At 46.5% G+C, this 16867-nt stretch carries 11 protein-coding genes, 1 pseudogene and 1 riboswitch; of the genes and pseudogenes, 8 read left to right on the plus strand and 4 right to left on the minus strand.

Translation table 11 applies throughout. From position 1 onward, the window contains the following. The first annotated feature begins 249 nt into the window (after positions 1-249). A riboswitch (cobalamin riboswitch) is annotated at positions 250-425 on the plus strand. Positions 426-651: 226 nt separating this feature from the next. Both ACTQ50_RS10670 and ACTQ50_RS10675 read left to right on the plus strand, forming a co-directional pair. Then, a complete protein-coding gene (locus ACTQ50_RS10670) occupies positions 652-1902 on the plus strand; it encodes a sirohydrochlorin cobaltochelatase (protein WP_441484190.1) in 1251 nt (416 codons plus the stop codon). 97 nt (positions 1903-1999) lie between these two features. After that, the gene (locus ACTQ50_RS10675) at positions 2000-2614 is read left to right on the plus strand and encodes a hypothetical protein (protein ID WP_441484191.1); all 615 of its coding nucleotides are present in this window, start codon (positions 2000-2002) and stop codon (positions 2612-2614) included. 206 nt (positions 2615-2820) lie between these two features. On the opposite strand, the gene ACTQ50_RS10680 is transcribed toward ACTQ50_RS10675, so the two are convergent. After that, complete coding sequence (locus ACTQ50_RS10680; protein WP_441484192.1) at positions 2821-4218, minus strand: alanine/glycine:cation symporter family protein; 1398 nt, start codon at positions 4216-4218, stop codon at positions 2821-2823. A gap of 134 nt (positions 4219-4352) precedes the next feature. Further along, positions 4353-4919 carry a flavodoxin family protein gene (locus tag ACTQ50_RS10685; protein WP_441484193.1) on the minus strand — a complete coding sequence of 189 codons (567 nt, stop codon included), beginning with the start codon at positions 4917-4919 and terminating at the stop codon, positions 4353-4355. Positions 4920-5277: 358 nt separating this feature from the next. Here ACTQ50_RS10685 and ACTQ50_RS10690 point away from each other — a divergent pair, with 358 nt between their 5' ends. The 6 genes and pseudogenes from ACTQ50_RS10690 (at position 5278) to ACTQ50_RS10715 (ending at position 14200) form a co-directional block, all read left to right on the plus strand. Then, positions 5278-9030, plus strand: a complete 3753-nt coding sequence (locus ACTQ50_RS10690; RefSeq protein ID WP_441484194.1) for an ABC transporter ATP-binding protein/permease — start codon at positions 5278-5280, stop codon at positions 9028-9030. A 298-nt stretch (positions 9031-9328) separates the two neighbouring features. Continuing rightward, entirely contained in the window at positions 9329-10261 is a 933-nt protein-coding gene (pfkB, locus tag ACTQ50_RS10695; RefSeq protein ID WP_441484195.1) for a 1-phosphofructokinase, read from the plus strand. Beyond that, positions 10258-10716: pseudogene (locus ACTQ50_RS10700) on the plus strand (PTS sugar transporter subunit IIA); the annotation flags it as partial. The gene pfkB and the pseudogene ACTQ50_RS10700, both read left to right, overlap by 4 nt. A 166-nt stretch (positions 10717-10882) precedes the next feature. Then, on the plus strand, positions 10883-12532 hold the full coding sequence (ptsP, locus tag ACTQ50_RS10705) for a phosphoenolpyruvate--protein phosphotransferase (protein ID WP_441484196.1): 1650 nt from the start codon (positions 10883-10885) through the stop codon (positions 12530-12532). Then, a complete protein-coding gene (locus ACTQ50_RS10710; RefSeq protein ID WP_441484197.1) occupies positions 12526-13281 on the plus strand; it encodes a DeoR/GlpR family DNA-binding transcription regulator in 756 nt (251 codons plus the stop codon). Before ptsP ends, ACTQ50_RS10710 begins: the two co-directional genes overlap by 7 nt. Positions 13282-13402: 121 nt before the next feature. Beyond that, a complete protein-coding gene (locus ACTQ50_RS10715) occupies positions 13403-14200 on the plus strand; it encodes an HAD family hydrolase (RefSeq protein WP_226822509.1) in 798 nt (265 codons plus the stop codon). Positions 14201-14333: 133 nt separating this feature from the next. On the opposite strand, the gene ACTQ50_RS10720 is transcribed toward ACTQ50_RS10715, so the two are convergent. Both ACTQ50_RS10720 and hcp read right to left on the minus strand, forming a co-directional pair. Further along, entirely contained in the window at positions 14334-15146 is an 813-nt protein-coding gene (locus ACTQ50_RS10720) for an ATP-binding protein (protein WP_441484198.1), read from the minus strand. A 13-nt stretch (positions 15147-15159) separates the two neighbouring features. Further along, entirely contained in the window at positions 15160-16755 is a 1596-nt protein-coding gene (gene hcp / locus ACTQ50_RS10725; protein ID WP_441484199.1) for a hydroxylamine reductase, read from the minus strand. Positions 16756-16867: the final 112 nt, after the last annotated feature.

A 16867-nucleotide genomic window follows, 5' to 3' on the forward strand; every position in this document is an offset into this window, starting at 1 on the left:
TGGCATAGTCTGTGGACCATTTTTTTCTATGAAAGTTCTGGACGGCAGCCACGAATTCGTCATGCCTGCATGTTAGAAAATCTGCTGGAAATCTGTATAGAAGAGTGGACTGTGGAGGAGCGGAAAAATATGGCTGAGAAGATTTAAAGAAAATGTATAAATCCAGGCTGATTTACAAAAAATACATATTTTGTTCATAAAAAATACATGAAAATATGGTAATTTCTAATCATCCGAGTCGAATATGTATAATGGTTATAACGCAAGGGTTGCATCATGAACATGGTGCATAAAAGAGAATCCGGTGAGAATCCGGAACGATGCCGTCACTGTGTAAGGGAGCTGCTTCAGAGCCCACTGGGAAACCGGGAAGGGGAAGCGGCGTTGACCGAAGTCAGGAGAACTGCCTTGGCGTGGAATCTTAGGTCTGCGGTACACAGAACCTGTATTCTCATAACGATACATGAATATTTTCTAAATGTTTTTTGGAAGAAACGTGTGTATATGGGGATGGTTACAGTCGCAGAAAATGCGGCTGTTTTTTACGCGGTATGAGCCAGAGACTATGCTTGCATGAGACCTTGGCGATTGCCGCGGGATTCTTTATACGTGATTCTATCCGGAAATACAAGAAAAAAAGAGGAAAAAGAAATGAAAAGAAACTCTTTATTAGCAATCCTTCTTGCAGCTTCTATGGCAGCAAGCATGACAGTAGCAACTGGATCTGTTGCATTTGCAGAGACAGAGGAAGCTACAGAGGAGACAGCAGACGATGCAGAAGCAGCCGATGATGCAGAAGCAGCAGATGACACAGCGGATGCAGATCAGGAAGCTGCTGATAAAGTAGCAGCACTTATTGACGCAATCTATGTTCAGGAGAGAACAGATGATACAGACGCACAGTGCAAAGAAGCAAAAGAAGCATGGGATGCCCTTACAGATGCTCAGAAAGAGCTGGTAGAGGGAGAAGAAGCAAGCCCAGAGTATTTCGGACGTGACACAGGTGATGCTTCCAAGGATGATCCACGTAACCAGGATGAGATCGGTGACAATGAGCTTCTGGTTGTAAGCTTTGGTACATCCTTTAATGACAGCCGTGCTGAGGATATCAAAGGAATTGAGGATGCTCTTGCAGAAGCATTCCCGGATTGGTCTGTAAGAAGAGCATTTACCGCTCAGATCATCATCAATCATGTACAGGCAAGGGACGATGAGCACATTGACAACATGCAGCAGGCTCTTGAACGTGCTGTAGAGAACGGTGTTAAGAATCTGGTTGTTCAGCCTACACACCTTATGCATGGTGCTGAGTATGATGAGATGGTAGAAGCTATTGATGCGTACAAAGATAAATTTGAGTCTGTAGCAATCGCTGAGCCAATGCTTGGTGAGGTTGGAGATGACGCTACTGTTATCAACGACGACAAAGCTGCTGTTGCACAGGCAATTACAGATGAGGCTGTAAAAGAGGCTGGATATGACACCATGGAAGCTGCTGCAGAAGATGGAACAGCATTCGTATTCATGGGACATGGTACTTCCCATACAGCAAACGTTACATATGACCAGATGCAGACACAGATGGAGAACCTTGGATTCACAAACGCATTCATCGGTACTGTAGAGGGTGAGCCAGAGGATACCGCTTGTGACGTAGTAATTGACAAAGTTAAAGATGCTGGCTTCAAGAAAGTAATCCTTCGTCCACTTATGGTTGTTGCTGGTGACCACGCAAACAACGATATGGCTGGTGATGATGACGATTCCTGGAAGAGCATGTTCGAGGCTTCTGGAGATTTTGATGAGATCGATTGCCAGATCGAAGGTCTTGGAAGAATTGATGCTGTAGAGCAGCTTTATGTAGCTCATACTCAGGCAGCTATTGATTCTATCGCTGAGTAATCAGAAGAATAAATTTTATAGCATACAGGCAGCTGCTCCACGGTGGGGCAGCTGTTTGAGTAATAAAATATAAGAAAGAAAAGCAAGGAGAGTTATTATGAAACGTTCATTAGTCATTTTATTAACAGCAGTAAGTATTTCCACTATGACAGCAGCAACTGCATTCCCGGCATTTGCAGAGAGTACAGAAGCCACAGCAGAGGAGCCAGCAGATGATGCAGCAGCTACGGATAGTGAGCTTGAGGACGGCGTATACGGCGTAGAGTTTGACACAGACAGCGGTATGTTCCATGTAAATGAGGCTTGCAACGGAAGAGCTACCCTCACTGTAAAGGATGGCAAAATGACCGTTCATATCACTCTTGTTTCCAAGAATATTGAAAATCTTTTCCTTGGAACCGCAGAGGATGCACAGAAGGACGGTGCTAAGCTGATCCAGCCTACCATTGATAAGGTAACTTACAGTGATGGTATGACAGAGGAAGTTTATGGATTTAATGTCCCAGTGGAAAAACTGGATGAGGAATTTGACCTGGCCATCATTGGCAAAAAGGGAAAATGGTATGACCATAAGGTAAGCGTTACGGATGTACAGGAGCAGACTGAGGAAGAGAAGAATGCAGTTGAGATCGGCGAGGAAGAGGAAAGCGAAGATGCTGAGGCTACTGATACAACCGCAGATGCAGCTGCTGAGGAAGAGTCCAAGGATTGATCTTCAGAAAAATAAAAGATCTGCCGGAAGTTTCATTTTATGATGAAAATGAATTATTCGGAAAATTTTATTAGAGAATGAATGAAAAAAGGGACATCCCATGAGTGAAAATGTATTCATGAGATGTCCTTTTTGTATAGCAGGAGATTCCAATGTGATTTCCTATCACATAAAAAACAGGCTCCGAAGAGCCTGTCCTTTACCATTTATTTCCCTCTCCCTTCTCCTGCGAAATACTCTTTCGTCAGTTTTACAACTGTACCGGAGAGCAAGAACAGGGCGATCAGGTTGGGAATCGCCATCAGGCCATTAAAGGTGTCTGCAATATTCCACATCAGCCCCAGGTTTGCAGTTGCACCAACAATAGCAACCAGGGAATATACAACCATAAAAGGCTTGATCACTTTTTCGGAAAACAGGAACTCGATGCAGCGGGCTCCGTAAAGTCCCCATCCAAGAGCTGTGGAAAAAGCAAAGCAGCACATAGCAACAGCAGTAAAGATGGATACCCAGTTTCCGTATGTAGAAGTAAATCCAAGGATGGTCAGTTCTGCACCTGCAGCTTCGCCGTAATTGACCGTAACACCGCTGCAAAGGATAACAAGTGCAGTCAGGGTACAGATCACGATGGTGTCTGTAAATACTTCGAAAATACCGAACATACCCTGTTTTACAGGCTTCTTGGTATCTGCACATGCGTGGGCAATGGATCCGGTACCAAGGCCGGCCTCATTGGAGAAAATACCACGGGAAACACCCTTTTTCATACTGGTGAACATGCTTCCGATGATTCCTCCGGTTACCGCTGCTGGCTGGAATGCACCGCGGAAAATAGAAGCAAACACAGATGGTACGTGCTGGATGTTCAGAAGGATCACCCCAAGTCCAAGAAGGATGTAAAGCAGTGCCATAAATGGAACCAGCTTCTCTGTAACCTGTCCGATACGTTTGACTCCGCCAAGAAGGATCATGGCAATGAGAATGGCAATGATAATGCCAATGATCAGGTTGGAAGTGGAAACGGAGCTTTCGCTGATCACGTTATAATTCAGCAGTGCGGAATTGACAGCAGTGGTGATGGTGTTGACCTGTGTGGCATTACCGGTTCCAAATACGGTGAGGACACCAAATGCAGCGAACAGATAAGCCAGCCAGTTCCATTTCTTTCCAAGACCGTTTTTAATATAGTACATAGGACCGCCTACCAGCTCGCCGTTTGCGTTGATCTCACGGTAGTGGACCGCCAGGGTGACCTCGGCAAATTTGGTGCACATGCCAAAAAGAGCAGAAACCCACATCCAGAAAATGGCTCCGGGACCGCCGATGGCGATGGCACCTGCAACACCGGCGATATTGCCGGTACCCACTGTGGCGGCCAGTGCCGTACACACTGCCTGGAAAGGAGTGATAGCACCGTCGGAAGCATCACGCTTGCGGAAAATACGTCCAAGGGTTGTCTTGATGGCATAGGGGAATTTGCGGATCTGAAGGAAATTGGTGCGGATACTAAGATAAAGACCAACTCCGAAAATACAGACCATTGCAGGAACACCCCAGATAAAATTATTTACAGCTGTGTTGATGGTTTCGATTATTTGCAGCATAAAATACCTCTCTGGAAGTTTTGTAGTTGATACATGCAGTGCAGAAGCAATCCGTACACTGCATGTATTCTTTAAAGGAGTCTGGCAGCAGTGAAAATCCATGTAATGGGAAAGGAATCGCTGCCATGCTGTTATTAGCGGATAAAGTTTGTCTTGATCTTATTCTCTGCCTGAGGAATGGCTACGCCTGCGGCTTTTCCCGCCTCCAGAGATTTCAGAAGCCATGCCATGTTGTTTCCAAGGGTACGCATGATCTGCAGTCCCTCACCGTCCTGTGCAACCTCTGCAGGAGTATTGCCATGGACCATATTCCAGTAGTTGGCAGATACGATGGGCATCTCATGATAGCTGAAATATTTCAGAAGTACGTCTAAAGTAGCTGTGGTTCCGGCTCTTCTTGCAGATGCAACTGCAGCGGCTGGCTTGTGGAGCATGTCTTTCCCAGCCATGGAGCAGAGCTTATCCATAAATTCAATGATCTGGCCGGATGGGGATGCCCAATATACAGGGGAACCTACTACAAGAGCGTCCGCCTCTTTTAATTTCGCCGCCGCGGCCTTTACGTTATCTGTATCTGGATTTCCTGCCTGGAAAATCTCGGTATCAATTCCATTGTTATTCAGTGCTTTTGCAACTTCACTCAGTGCTGTGAAGGTACAGCCTTCTTTACGCGGGCTGCCGTTTAAAAGTAAAACCTTCATCTTGTTCATCCTTTCTTACTTTTGTTGTACCGGACTGCGCAGAAAAATACGGTCCGTACACATCATCTCTCTAAAGCGGTAATGTATTTCCTTATTATACGATAGAAATGGTTGGATTTCAAGAGAAGGGTTTCATTTTAAAGATATTAAAGACACAATATGTTCACAATTTAAGGATATAATAGGGACATTCTGTGATAATGGGGATTTTGCCAGCTGTGGGAGTGCCAAAGGCACGGAACAGCTGACTTTCATATATGGTGATGCTGCCGGTAGGCGACATATCCGTTTAGTGCGGGAACCCCTCACAGACTTTGCAAAATGACAGTATCAGACATGACCAGAAAGGAAGTAATCAGTGCTTCAGATCAAAGACATACACAAAGAATACAGAACCGGAAACCTGGTGCAGCGGGCGCTGGATGGGGTGAGTCTTGCCCTTCGGGACAACGAATTTGTGGCAATCCTTGGCCCCAGCGGTTCGGGAAAGACCACCCTTCTTAACATTATTGGCGGTCTTGACCGGTACGACAGCGGTGACCTGATCATCAACGGGATTTCCACAAAGAAATATAAGGACAGGGACTGGGACTCCTACCGAAACCATACCATTGGTTTTGTTTTCCAGAGCTATAACCTGATCCCCCATCAGACGGTGCTTGCTAATGTGGAGCTTGCCCTTACCATCTCAGGCGTTTCCAAAAGTGAGCGAAGACGCCGGGCGAAGGAGGCTTTGGAAAAGGTGGGCCTTGGCGCCCAGATCCACAAAAAGCCCAGCCAGATGTCCGGCGGACAGATGCAGCGTGTGGCAATTGCCAGAGCTTTGGTAAATGATCCGGAAATCTTATTGGCAGATGAGCCAACAGGAGCTCTTGATTCAGATACCAGTGTCCAGGTTATGGACCTTCTGAAAGAGGTTGCCAAGGAGCGGCTGGTGGTAATGGTCACCCATAACCCGGAACTTGCCCAGCTTTATGCTACCAGAATTGTGACTGTAAAAGATGGACGGATCCTTTCCGATACAGATCCTTTTGAAATCGACAGTGAAAAAATGGCACCTCCGGTTCATAAGAATATGGGAAAATCCTCCATGTCCTTTTTTACCGCTCTTTCCCTGAGCTTTCAGAACCTAAAGACCAAGAAGGCCAGAACTCTTCTGACCTCTTTTGCAGGTTCTATCGGTATTATTGGAATTGCGTTGATCCTTTCTATCTCAAATGGAGTGGATAAATACATTACAGATATGGAAGAGGAGACACTTTCGGAATATCCGCTGCAGATCCAGAGTACCGGAATGGACCTTACCTCCATGATGGTGGGAGCGGCCGCTGCGCAAAGTGAAAAGAAGGATGGAGAAGTAGGGGTAGCCCAGATGGTGACCAATATGTTTTCCAAAATGAATTCCAATGATCTGGAGTCCCTGAAAACCTATCTGGACAGCGAAGAAAGCGGTGTTTCCCAGTATGCCAATTCGGTGGAATACACCTATTCGGTTTCCCCGCAGATTTTCCGGGAAGACGGGAAAAAGATCCGCCAGGTAAATCCGGACAAATCTTTTTCGGCTATGGGACTTGGCTCCGGTTCCTCCAACAGCATTATGTCCTCCACCATGAGTACGGATGTTTTTTATGAAATGCCGGAGAATGAAAATCTCTATAAAGACCAGTACGAGGTAAAGGCCGGCAGATGGCCGGAAAATTATAAGGAATGTGTGCTGGTGCTTACTTCGAATGGTGATATCAGTGATTTTCTCCAGTATACTCTGGGCCTTCGGGACAGTAAGGAACTGGATGAAATGGTGCAGGCGTTTATGGCAGAAGAAGCTGTGGAGACGCCGGAGGATGTTGGCCCCTATAAGTATGATGAGATTCTGGGGACGAAGTTTAAGCTGGTAAGCAGTACGGATTATTATGAATACGATAAAGAATATAAGGTATGGAAGGACAAATCCGACAACAGTTCTTATATGAAAAAACTGGTAAAAAACGGAGAAGACCTTACCATTGTGGGAATTGTCAAGCCAGCAGAGGGCGCGACGGCCTCCATGCTGACTGCTGGAATCTGCTATACCCCGGAGCTGACCAGACATGTGATCGAGAAGGCTGCTTCCAGTGAAATTGTGAAACAGCAGCTGGCAGATGAGAAGACCAATGTTTTCACAGGGGAAGAGTTTGGAAAAGAGGATAATGAAGACAGCAAGTTTGACATGGAATCCTTGTTTTCCATTAATGCAGATGCCCTGCAGGAAGCCTTCCAGGTGGATTTAAGCGGTTTTAATATGGATCTTTCCAGTCTTTCCAGTCTGTCTTCGGGCATGAACGTGGATATGCCGGATCTTTCAGGAATGGCAGGAAATATCAATCTGGATGCAAGTACCATGCCAGATCTTTCCGGGCTGATCAAGATGGATGATCTGAATCTGGATCTTTCTGATGTGATCGATCCGGATGAGATCCTGAAAAGCCTTCCCGCAGATCAGGTTCCGGATATGAGCCAGGCCCTGCAATCTGTGAAATTTGATTTCACAGAGGAAAAAATCAGTGCGTTGTTAAAGGATGTCCTGGCAGGATATCAGGAGAGCATTAAGGATAAACCAGAGTCAGATTCAAATAAAATGCAGGCTGCGCTGCAGCAGTATCTGACTTCCAAAGAAATGAATGACCGTTTGTGCAAGGATTTGCAGGAACTGGTAAAAAATAATGTAAAAGTGGATGTGTCTTCGGAAAAAGTGATCGTCGTGGCGGCGAAGCTGGTGAACCAGTATCAGGAGTACGCCAAGGCAAATAACATCACACAGACAGATGCAGCCAGCATTCTTGCCTTTTTAAGCCAGAGTGAGATCCAGCAGCAGATCAAGCAGGAAGCGGAGGCGATTATTAATAACAGCGTAACAGTAACCATCACCACAAAGCAGATTCAGGACCTGCTATTACAGGATGTGGTAGAGGCTTATCCGGAATATGCAAAAAAGAACAGCCTTCCGGATCCTGCCAATCTGGCAGATTACTTCCTGGAATACATGCAGACAGAGGATGCACAGAGCCGTCTTATGAATGGTTTTATGACCATGGTAGATACAAGCGAAGTGCAGAAGCAGTTTTCCCAGGCTATGGAAACTTATATGAAGACCATGATGACTTCCTTTACAGATGCGCTGACAAAGGGGATTGAAGCCAAGTTCACAGATGTGATGGGACAGGTGGAACAGCAGCTGACCAAGGGCATTCAGACTGCAATGGAGCAGATGATGGGAAATATCAGCTCCAGCATGCAGGGAGCCATGGAGTCTGTAATGGCAAGTGTGTCCTCCAGCATTGCATCCGCCATGAGCCAGGACATGGGAAGCCTTGGAAGCATGGGGGATATGAGCAGTATGGAAAATGCCCTGTCTATTGATCCGGAAGCTTTTGCAAAGGCCATTCAGATGAATATGAACGAAGATGACCTTTCTGAGCTTATGATGTCCCTGATGTCTTATGAAAATGCTTCTTATGACGGAAATCTGAAGAAGCTTGGTTATGCAGATCTGAATGTTCCTGGCGGGATCAATATTTATCCAAAGGATTTTGAGTGTAAATCAGAGATCGTGAATATTCTGGATCAGTATAATGCAGATATGGAGGCTGCCGGGGAGGATGAGAAGGTGATCACCTACACCGACCTGGTGGGTACCCTGATGTCGTCTGTCACGGATATTGTAAATATTATCAGTTATGTGCTGGTGGCTTTTGTGGCCATTTCTCTTGTGGTTTCTTCCATTATGATCGGTGTTATTACTTATATCAGCGTTCTGGAGCGGAAAAAAGAGATTGGTATCTTAAGAGCGATTGGTGCTTCCAAGCATAATGTGTCACAGGTGTTCAATGCGGAGACGTTTATCATCGGATTTTGCGCGGGAGCCATGGGAATTGGAATTACTTTATTGCTTCTGATCCCGGCGAACCGTATTATCCGGTCACTGGCTGACGGAGTGAATGTAAAAGCGGCGCTTCCGCCGGTGGCTGCGGTGGTTCTGATCGGGCTGAGCGTGGTGCTGACCTTGCTTGGCGGTCTGATCCCGTCGAGAAAAGCGGCTAAGAGTGATCCGGTAACAGCGCTTCGGACGGACTAGAGCAGGCTGGATTTATGGGATTTGAAGAAAAATGCAGATAGCAGATTGCGTGAATGATGTTCGAAACACGCAGCAGTCTGGTATCTGCATTTTTTTGCAATTTGTGGACATTACTATAGGAAACGGCTGTGCTGAAAAATGCACGAAAGCCAAACTCGATCAAAATAATTCATATTTGTGCAATTGTGATAAATTCAATCCGTCAATCTTATGAAAAAGATTGATTGACTTTGACTGTGCATGACGATATAATAAGCTCAACAAATCAAAAACAAGCAAAAGTAAGCAGGAGGCAGACATGATTTACACTGTAACTTTTAATCATTCACTGGATTACATTGTGTCGGTAGAGGACTTCCAGCTTGGTCTTACCAATCGCACCAGTTCGGAGATGCTTCTGCCGGGAGGCAAGGGAATTAACGTATCTACAGTTCTTATGAACCTTGGAATTGAGAGTACCGCCCTTGGATTTACAGCCGGATTTACCGGAGATGAGATTATCAGACGTCTTGAGGATATGGGTGTGAAGAATGGTTTCATCCAGGTAGGGGAAGGCTTTTCCAGAATCAATCTGAAGCTGAAGAGTATAGACGGAACAGAGATAAATGGACAGGGACCGAAGATCGGGACAGACAAGGTTGACATGCTGATGAAGCAGCTGGGAGAATTAGGAGAGGGAGATGTGCTTTTCCTTTCCGGAAGCATTCCATCTTCCATGCCAGATGATGCCTACCAGAAGATCATGGCGATGTTGGATGGCAGAGGAGTAAGGATCGCGGTAGATGCAACCAGAGATCTTCTGATGAAGGTTCTTCCCTATCATCCATTTCTGATCAAGCCGAATAACCATGAGCTTGGCGAGATCTTCGGCGTGGAGCTGAAGGACCGCCAGTCCGTGATTCCATACGGCAGGAAGCTTCAGGAAATGGGAGCTGTGAATGTACTGATCTCCATGGCAGGAGAGGGCGCAGTCCTGATCGCAGAGAATGGAGAGGTTTACCAGGAGCCGGCTCCGAAGGGCAAGCTGATCAATGGTGTTGGAGCAGGAGATTCCATGGTAGCCGGATTTATGGCCGGATATATGGAGAAGCAGGATTACGAATATGCATTCCACATGGGAATCGCAGCAGGAAGTGCCAGTGCATTTTCCGAGAATCTTGCTACCAGAGAAGAGATTGAAGCTGTCTATCAGCAGATCACAGGAAAGGATCAGGAGGAAAGGAAGAAATGAGGATCACAGATTTACTGGATGTAAGAAGTATTTCATTAAATGCTGCCACCGCAGATAAATCCCAGACTCTGGACGCAGCGGTTGCTCTTATGATGAAGAGCGGCAAGATCAGTGATGAAGAAGCATACCGCAGGCAGGTTTACGCCAGAGAGGAAGAGAGCACCACTGGAATCGGGGAAGGAATTGCCATTCCACATGGGAAATGTGATGCAGTAAAGAAACCAGGACTTGCAGCTATGGTAATTCCTGGCGGTGTTGATTTTGATTCCCTGGATGGGGAGCCGGTTACCTTGCTGTTTCTCATCGCGGCTCCGAATACAGAGGATAACGTACATCTGGATGTGCTGAGCAAGCTTTCCATGATGCTGATGGATGAAGAGTTTACCAAGAGCCTTCGCGCTGCGAAGACACCAGAAGAATTTCTGGCGATCATCGACCAGGCGGATGAAGAGAAGTTTTTCATGTAATAGGAAATTCCGTTGGAATTCCCTATTACATGAAAAAGCCCTACCGGGCAGGATCACACTGCGGCGGAAAGGCAGATGTCGCTTGAAGCGACCCGCCGCAGGCGTAGAATCCTGCAAGACAGGATTCTTTTTTTATATAAGTGGGAGAGAGAAAATGCAGATATATAACGGAAAAAGTGTTTTCGGCGGGATAGCCATCGGTAAGATCAGTGTATATCAGAAAAAAGAGCAGCAGGTTAAGCGTGTGAAGATAGAAGATCCAGACCAGGAGATGGCACGCTATGAGAAAGCAAAGGCAGAGGGAATCAAGCAGCTTCAGGGTTTATACGATAAGGCCCTTCGGGAAGTGGGAGAAGCAAATGCAGCCATCTTTGAGGTTCATCAGATGATGATGGAGGATGACGGCTATAACGAATCTGTAGAGAATATTATCCGCAGCCAGGGTGTAAATGCAGAGTATGCAGTAGCAACCACAGGCGACAATTATGCGCAGATGTTTTCCGCTATGGATGACGATTATATGAGAGAGCGTGCCGCAGACGTACGTGATATTTCTGAACGGCTTCTTACTATTTTAAATGGAGAAGATACAAGTTCGGTAGATGCAGATGAACCGAAGATCATTGTAGCCGAAGATCTGGCGCCATCTGAGACGGTGCAGCTGGACAAGGATAAGGTCCTTTCCTTTGTGACAGTAAAGGGTTCTTTAAATTCCCATACTGCTATTCTTGCAAGAACCATGGCGATTCCGGCACTGGTAAATACTTCCATGTCTCTTGAGAGCGAGATGGATGGCAAGCTTGGAATTGTAGATGGAGCAAATGGTACATTCTATGTAGATCCAGATGAGGCCACTCTGGAGGAAATGAAGAAACGTCAGGAGGAAGACCTTTCCAGAAAACAGCTCCTTTTGACTCTTAAGGGAAAAGAAAACGTTACACTTGACGGACAGAAGGTAATGCTGTACGCTAATATCGGCAACATTAAGGATCTGGCAACAGTTATTCAGAATGATGCAGGTGGAATCGGGCTTTTCAGAAGTGAGTTTATCTATCTGGAGAAGGAGGATTTCCCTACAGAGGAAGAGCAGTTCCAGATTTACAGACAGGTAGCACAGACAATGGCTGGCAAACGAGTGATCATTCGTACTCTGGATATCGGTGCAGACAAGCAGTGTGATTACTTCCACATGGAGCATGAGGAGAACCCGGCACTGGGCTGCAGGGCCATCCGTATCTGCCTGACCAGACCGGAGATCTTTAAGACACAGCTTCGCGCGTTATTCCGCGCCAGTGCATTTGGCAAGATTGCCATTATGTATCCAATGATCACCAGCGTACAGGAAGTACGAAAGATCAAAGAAATCGTAGAAGAAGTGAAGGCAGAGCTTACCAGTCAGGGCGTGGAGTTCGGAGAGCCGGAGCAGGGAATTATGATCGAGACTCCTGCAGCGGCGATCATCAGTGATGATCTTGCTAAGGAAGTGGATTTCTTCAGTATTGGAACCAACGATCTCAGCCAGTATACCATGGCAATTGACCGTCAGAATCCACAGCTTGACCTGTTCTTTGATCCCCATCACCCGGCAGTACTGCGCATGATCTCCATGGTTGTAGAGAATGCACATAAAGCAGGGATCTGGGCAGGAATCTGCGGAGAACTTGGTGCTGACCAGTCACTTACAAAAGAGTTTCTTGCAATGGGTGTGGACGAGCTTTCTGTTTCACCAGGAAGTATTCTGCCACTGCGTAAGATCATTCTGGAGACGAACGTTACAGATTATAAGGCGGGAAAAGAATGTTAACACAACAGAGACATGAGATCATTTTGAAGCTTCTGAGAGAAAAGGGCAGTATTACTGTCACAGAAGTGAAGGATCTTTTAGATACATCAGAGTCAACTGTGCGAAGAGATATTACAGCACTGGATCGGGAAGGCAAGCTGGAGAAAGTTTTTGGCGGTGCCGTGGAATTGAAGGAACGGGTAACCGCATATGAGTATTCCGTAGCCGAGAAGATGGGACTGAAGCTGGAAGAAAAGGATCGGATCGCTAGATATGCAGCTGGTCTTATTCAGGATGAAGACTTTGTATATATTGATGCAGGTACTACCACTGGAGATATGCTGAAATTTCTGAAGCTTACAAGGGCCGTGTTTGTTACCAACGCCGTGGTTCATGCCCAGACGCTGGCTGGAAGAGGTTTTAAGGTCCTTCTGGTGGGCGGTGAGTTAAAGAGCACTACAGAAGCAGTGATCGGCAATCAGGCTATGAATACCCTGCGGGGATATCATTTTACCAAGGGCTTTTTCGGGACCAATGGGCTTACCAAGAAGAGTGGCTGTACCACTCCGGATGCCAATGAAGCGGCGGTGAAGGCGGCTGCCATGGAACAGTGCAGGGAGTGTTATGTACTCTGTGATAGTTCCAAGTTTGATAATATCAGTTCTGTGACCTTTGCGGATTTTTACAGGTCCACTGTCATAACGGATAAGATTCCGGCTGGATATGAGGATTGCGCGAATATTATTGAAGTACAGAAAGAGCAGAAGTAGGGGAATGATTTTTCAAACACGCTCTAGATAAAGTTTAAATTTCATAGTATAATAGTCCACAGGATTTCCGCTGATCAGAGGGCGGAAGTTGTGTGGACTTTTTGTATGTGAGGTAAGAGTTATGATAAAACTGATCGCGTCAGATCTGGATGGAACACTTCTGAAGGAAGGAACCATGGATATTAATCCGGAGATTTATGAGATCATCCGGAAGCTGAAGGCTAAAGGAATTGTGTTTGCTGCAGTCAGCGGCAGAGAATATGACAGTATTGAAAGAGTGTTTGCTCCTGTGAAGGATGATATTTATTTTATTGCCGGAAATGGCGGAATCATTTCCTATCAGGGGGAAATCATTGAAAAGATGGCGATTCCGGCAGATGTGCTGAAGGAGGTCGTAGAGTACGTGAGAGCCCAGGAGGGGGCTTCCTTTATGACTGCTGGCAGTGCCCAGGCGTATGTGGAGCGTGCAGACCAGGCGTTTGTGAAAAAGCTTCGGGAAGGATATAAGCTTCATGTAAATGAGGTGGATGATGTGCTGAATGCGCCGGAGACTATGACAAAGGTTGCCATGTATAATGAGAAAATAGATGCCGCCGTGGGTGCCGAAGAAGCAAAGAAGCGTTTCGGGGACAAGATCCAGATCATGGCTTCCGGGGATTACTGGGTAGATTTTGTAGATGTGCACTCCGGAAAGGGAAATGCCCTGGAGAAACTGATGGAGCGGCTGGGAATTACCAGGCGGGAAGAAGTGGTGGCTTTTGGGGATAACTGCAATGATGTGAGCATGCTGCTGGAGGCAGGAAAGAGCTACGCGGTTACCACTGCCAGGGAAGAGGCTAAGCAGGCTGCCAGATATGTACTGGAGAAACCGGGCCCGGATAGCGTGCTGAATGTGTTAAAGATGATACTGGAACTGTAAAAAGAAACGGCCTCTTATTTAAAAGTGAAAAGAAAATTCTATACAGTATGAATAAAAAATCCGGGCTGCGTGATACAACCTGGATTTTTTGTTGGGCAAAATTTATTTTTTTATGGAGTATTTGAAAGGGGTGTCAGGCGAGAATCCGTCCATCTGTGGAGATGGTGTAGACCTGCCAGGGGAGAAATTTGCCGCTGGCTTTCATGGCATTTATGGCTGCATTCTGGATTCCGCCGCAGCAGGGGACTTCCATGCGCACGATGGTGACGCTTTTAATATTGTTCTGGCGGATGATCTCGGTAAGCTTTTCACTGTAATCCACAGAGTCAAGCTTCGGGCATCCGATAAGGGTGATCTTACCTTTGATAAAATCCTGGTGGAAGTTTGCATAGGCGTAGGCTGTACAGTCTGCTGCAATGAGCAGGTCTGCTCCGTCAAAATATGGTGCGTTGATAGGGACGAGCTTTATCTGCACCGGCCACTGCTGAAGTTGGGATTCTGGTATGGATGAAGCTGCGCCAGTATTGGTATCCGTATTGGCGGTCTGATCTGCTGATCCTGCATTTTTGTCATTATTGTTATGACGTTTCGCTAAAAAAGAAGAAAAAGACGGTAAATTATCATTCCTCTGAATGCGTCTGGCCATACTGCCAGGGCAGCCATTGTGAACAGGCGCAGCTGTATTGGTGTCTGCGGACTGTGCTTCCAGCTTTTTCTTGATTTCCAGAACGGCAGCTTCGTCATAGGCTGCGGCTTCTCTTTCTACAAAAGAGATGGCGTTTGTAGGACAGGCCGGGAGGCAGTCTCCCAGACCATCACAGTAATCTTCACGGAGCAGCTTTGCCTTTCCATCTATAATTCCGATTGCACTTTCGTGGCAGGCCCGGGCACAGAGCCCGCAGCCATTACATTTTTCTTCATCTATGTGAATGATTTTTCTGATCATGAGATTTTCCTCCTTATCCCAATAACATTTTCAAATCTTCCCCTGGCGTGGTGATTGCGGCAATTCCAAAGTTCTCCACCAGATAATTCAGCACATTTTGAGATAAAAAGGCTGGCAGTGTGGGGCCAAGGCGAATGTTCTTAATTCCAAGGTGAAGCAGTGTGAGCAGAATGGAAACGGCTTTCTGCTCATACCAGGACAGAACCATGGAAAGAGGAAGCTCATTTACGCCGCAGCCAAATGCTTCTGCCAGAGCTGCGGCAACTTTGATGGCACCATAAGCGTCGTTGCACTGTCCCATATCCATCAGTCTTGGAAGTCCGCCGATGGTCCCAAGGTCCAAATCATTAAATCTGTATTTTCCACAGGCAAGTGTAAGGATCACAGAATCGGAAGGAGTCTGCTTTACGAAATCAGTGTAATAGTTACGTCCGCTTCTTGCACCGTCGCAGCCTGCCACCAGGAAGAAGTGGCGGATCGCACCGGATTTTACTGCGTCGATCACCTGGTCAGCCACACCAAGGATGGTTCCATGGGAGAATCCAGTTGTCACAGAAGTTCCACCGTTAATTCCTGTAAAATGCTGATCTTCTTTGTAGCCTCCAAGTTCCAGAGCACGCTGGATCACAGGAGTGAAATCCTTTTCTCCATCAACGTGAACCGTTCCTGGGAAAGTGACGGTTCCTGTGGTGAATACCCGGTCCATATAACTTGGCTTTGGCGGCATCAGGCAGTTGGTAGTAAAAAGAATAGGTGCTGGAAGATCCACAAATTCTTTTTGCTGGTTCTGCCATGCAGTGCCAAAGTTTCCTTTTAAGTGGCTGTATTTTTTCAGCTCCGGATAAGCGTGGCAGGGAAGCATTTCTCCGTGGGTGTAAATGTTGATGCCTTTTCCTTCTGTCTGCTCCAGAAGCAGCTTCAGGTCGTGGAGGTCATGACCGGTAATGACGATAAAGGGACCTTTTTCCACAGTCAGAGGTACTGTCACAGGAGCTGGTGTGCCGTAAGTGGTGGTGTTGGCACGGTCCAGAAGCTCCATGCAGGAGAGATTGTATTTTCCCACTTCCATTACAATAGGAAGAAGCAGATCCATATCCCAGTCCTCACCCAGTGCGAAAAGGGCTTTTGCAAAAAATTCATTTACTTCGGTATCGGTATAGCCAAGAGTCATTGCGTGGTAGGCATAAGCGGCCATTCCGCGGATCCCGAAAAGAATCAGGGATTTCAGGGAGCGGATATCTTCCTGGGCGTTCCAGAGAAGCTTCATATCATAGTCGTCGTTATGTCCACAAGGGGAAGCGCATCCGCCGCAGCCTGGGCGAAGACGGGCTTTTTCCTGATGGATGCGCTCTGTGATCTCTGCAAGAGCATTATCGTCAAAGCTTACATTGGTAAGGGTGGCAAAAAGACCTTCCACCATCAGTCTCCATGTGCTTTCCGGAAGAGGTGCGTTTTCGTCTGCTGCGTGAGCAAGCCCGATCAGTGCGCCGGTAAGCTCATCCTGAAGTCTGGCAGTGTCAGCGGTTTTTCCACAGACCCCTTTGGCGCCTGTACAGCCGGTACATCCGGCAGTCTGTTCACACTGAAAACAAAACATATTTTGTTCCATAAATGGTAACCTCCTGTATTTTGATATATTAGTTGATAGGATATAAATAAATCGTGAAAAGTAATAATGAATTTGGGGTTTCTGTGAACTTTGTTCACAAAAAACACCTCAC

This window comes from Blautia sp. Sow4_E7 (assembly GCF_052116245.1).
Taxonomy (GTDB): Bacteria; Bacillota; Clostridia; order Lachnospirales; family Lachnospiraceae; genus Blautia_A.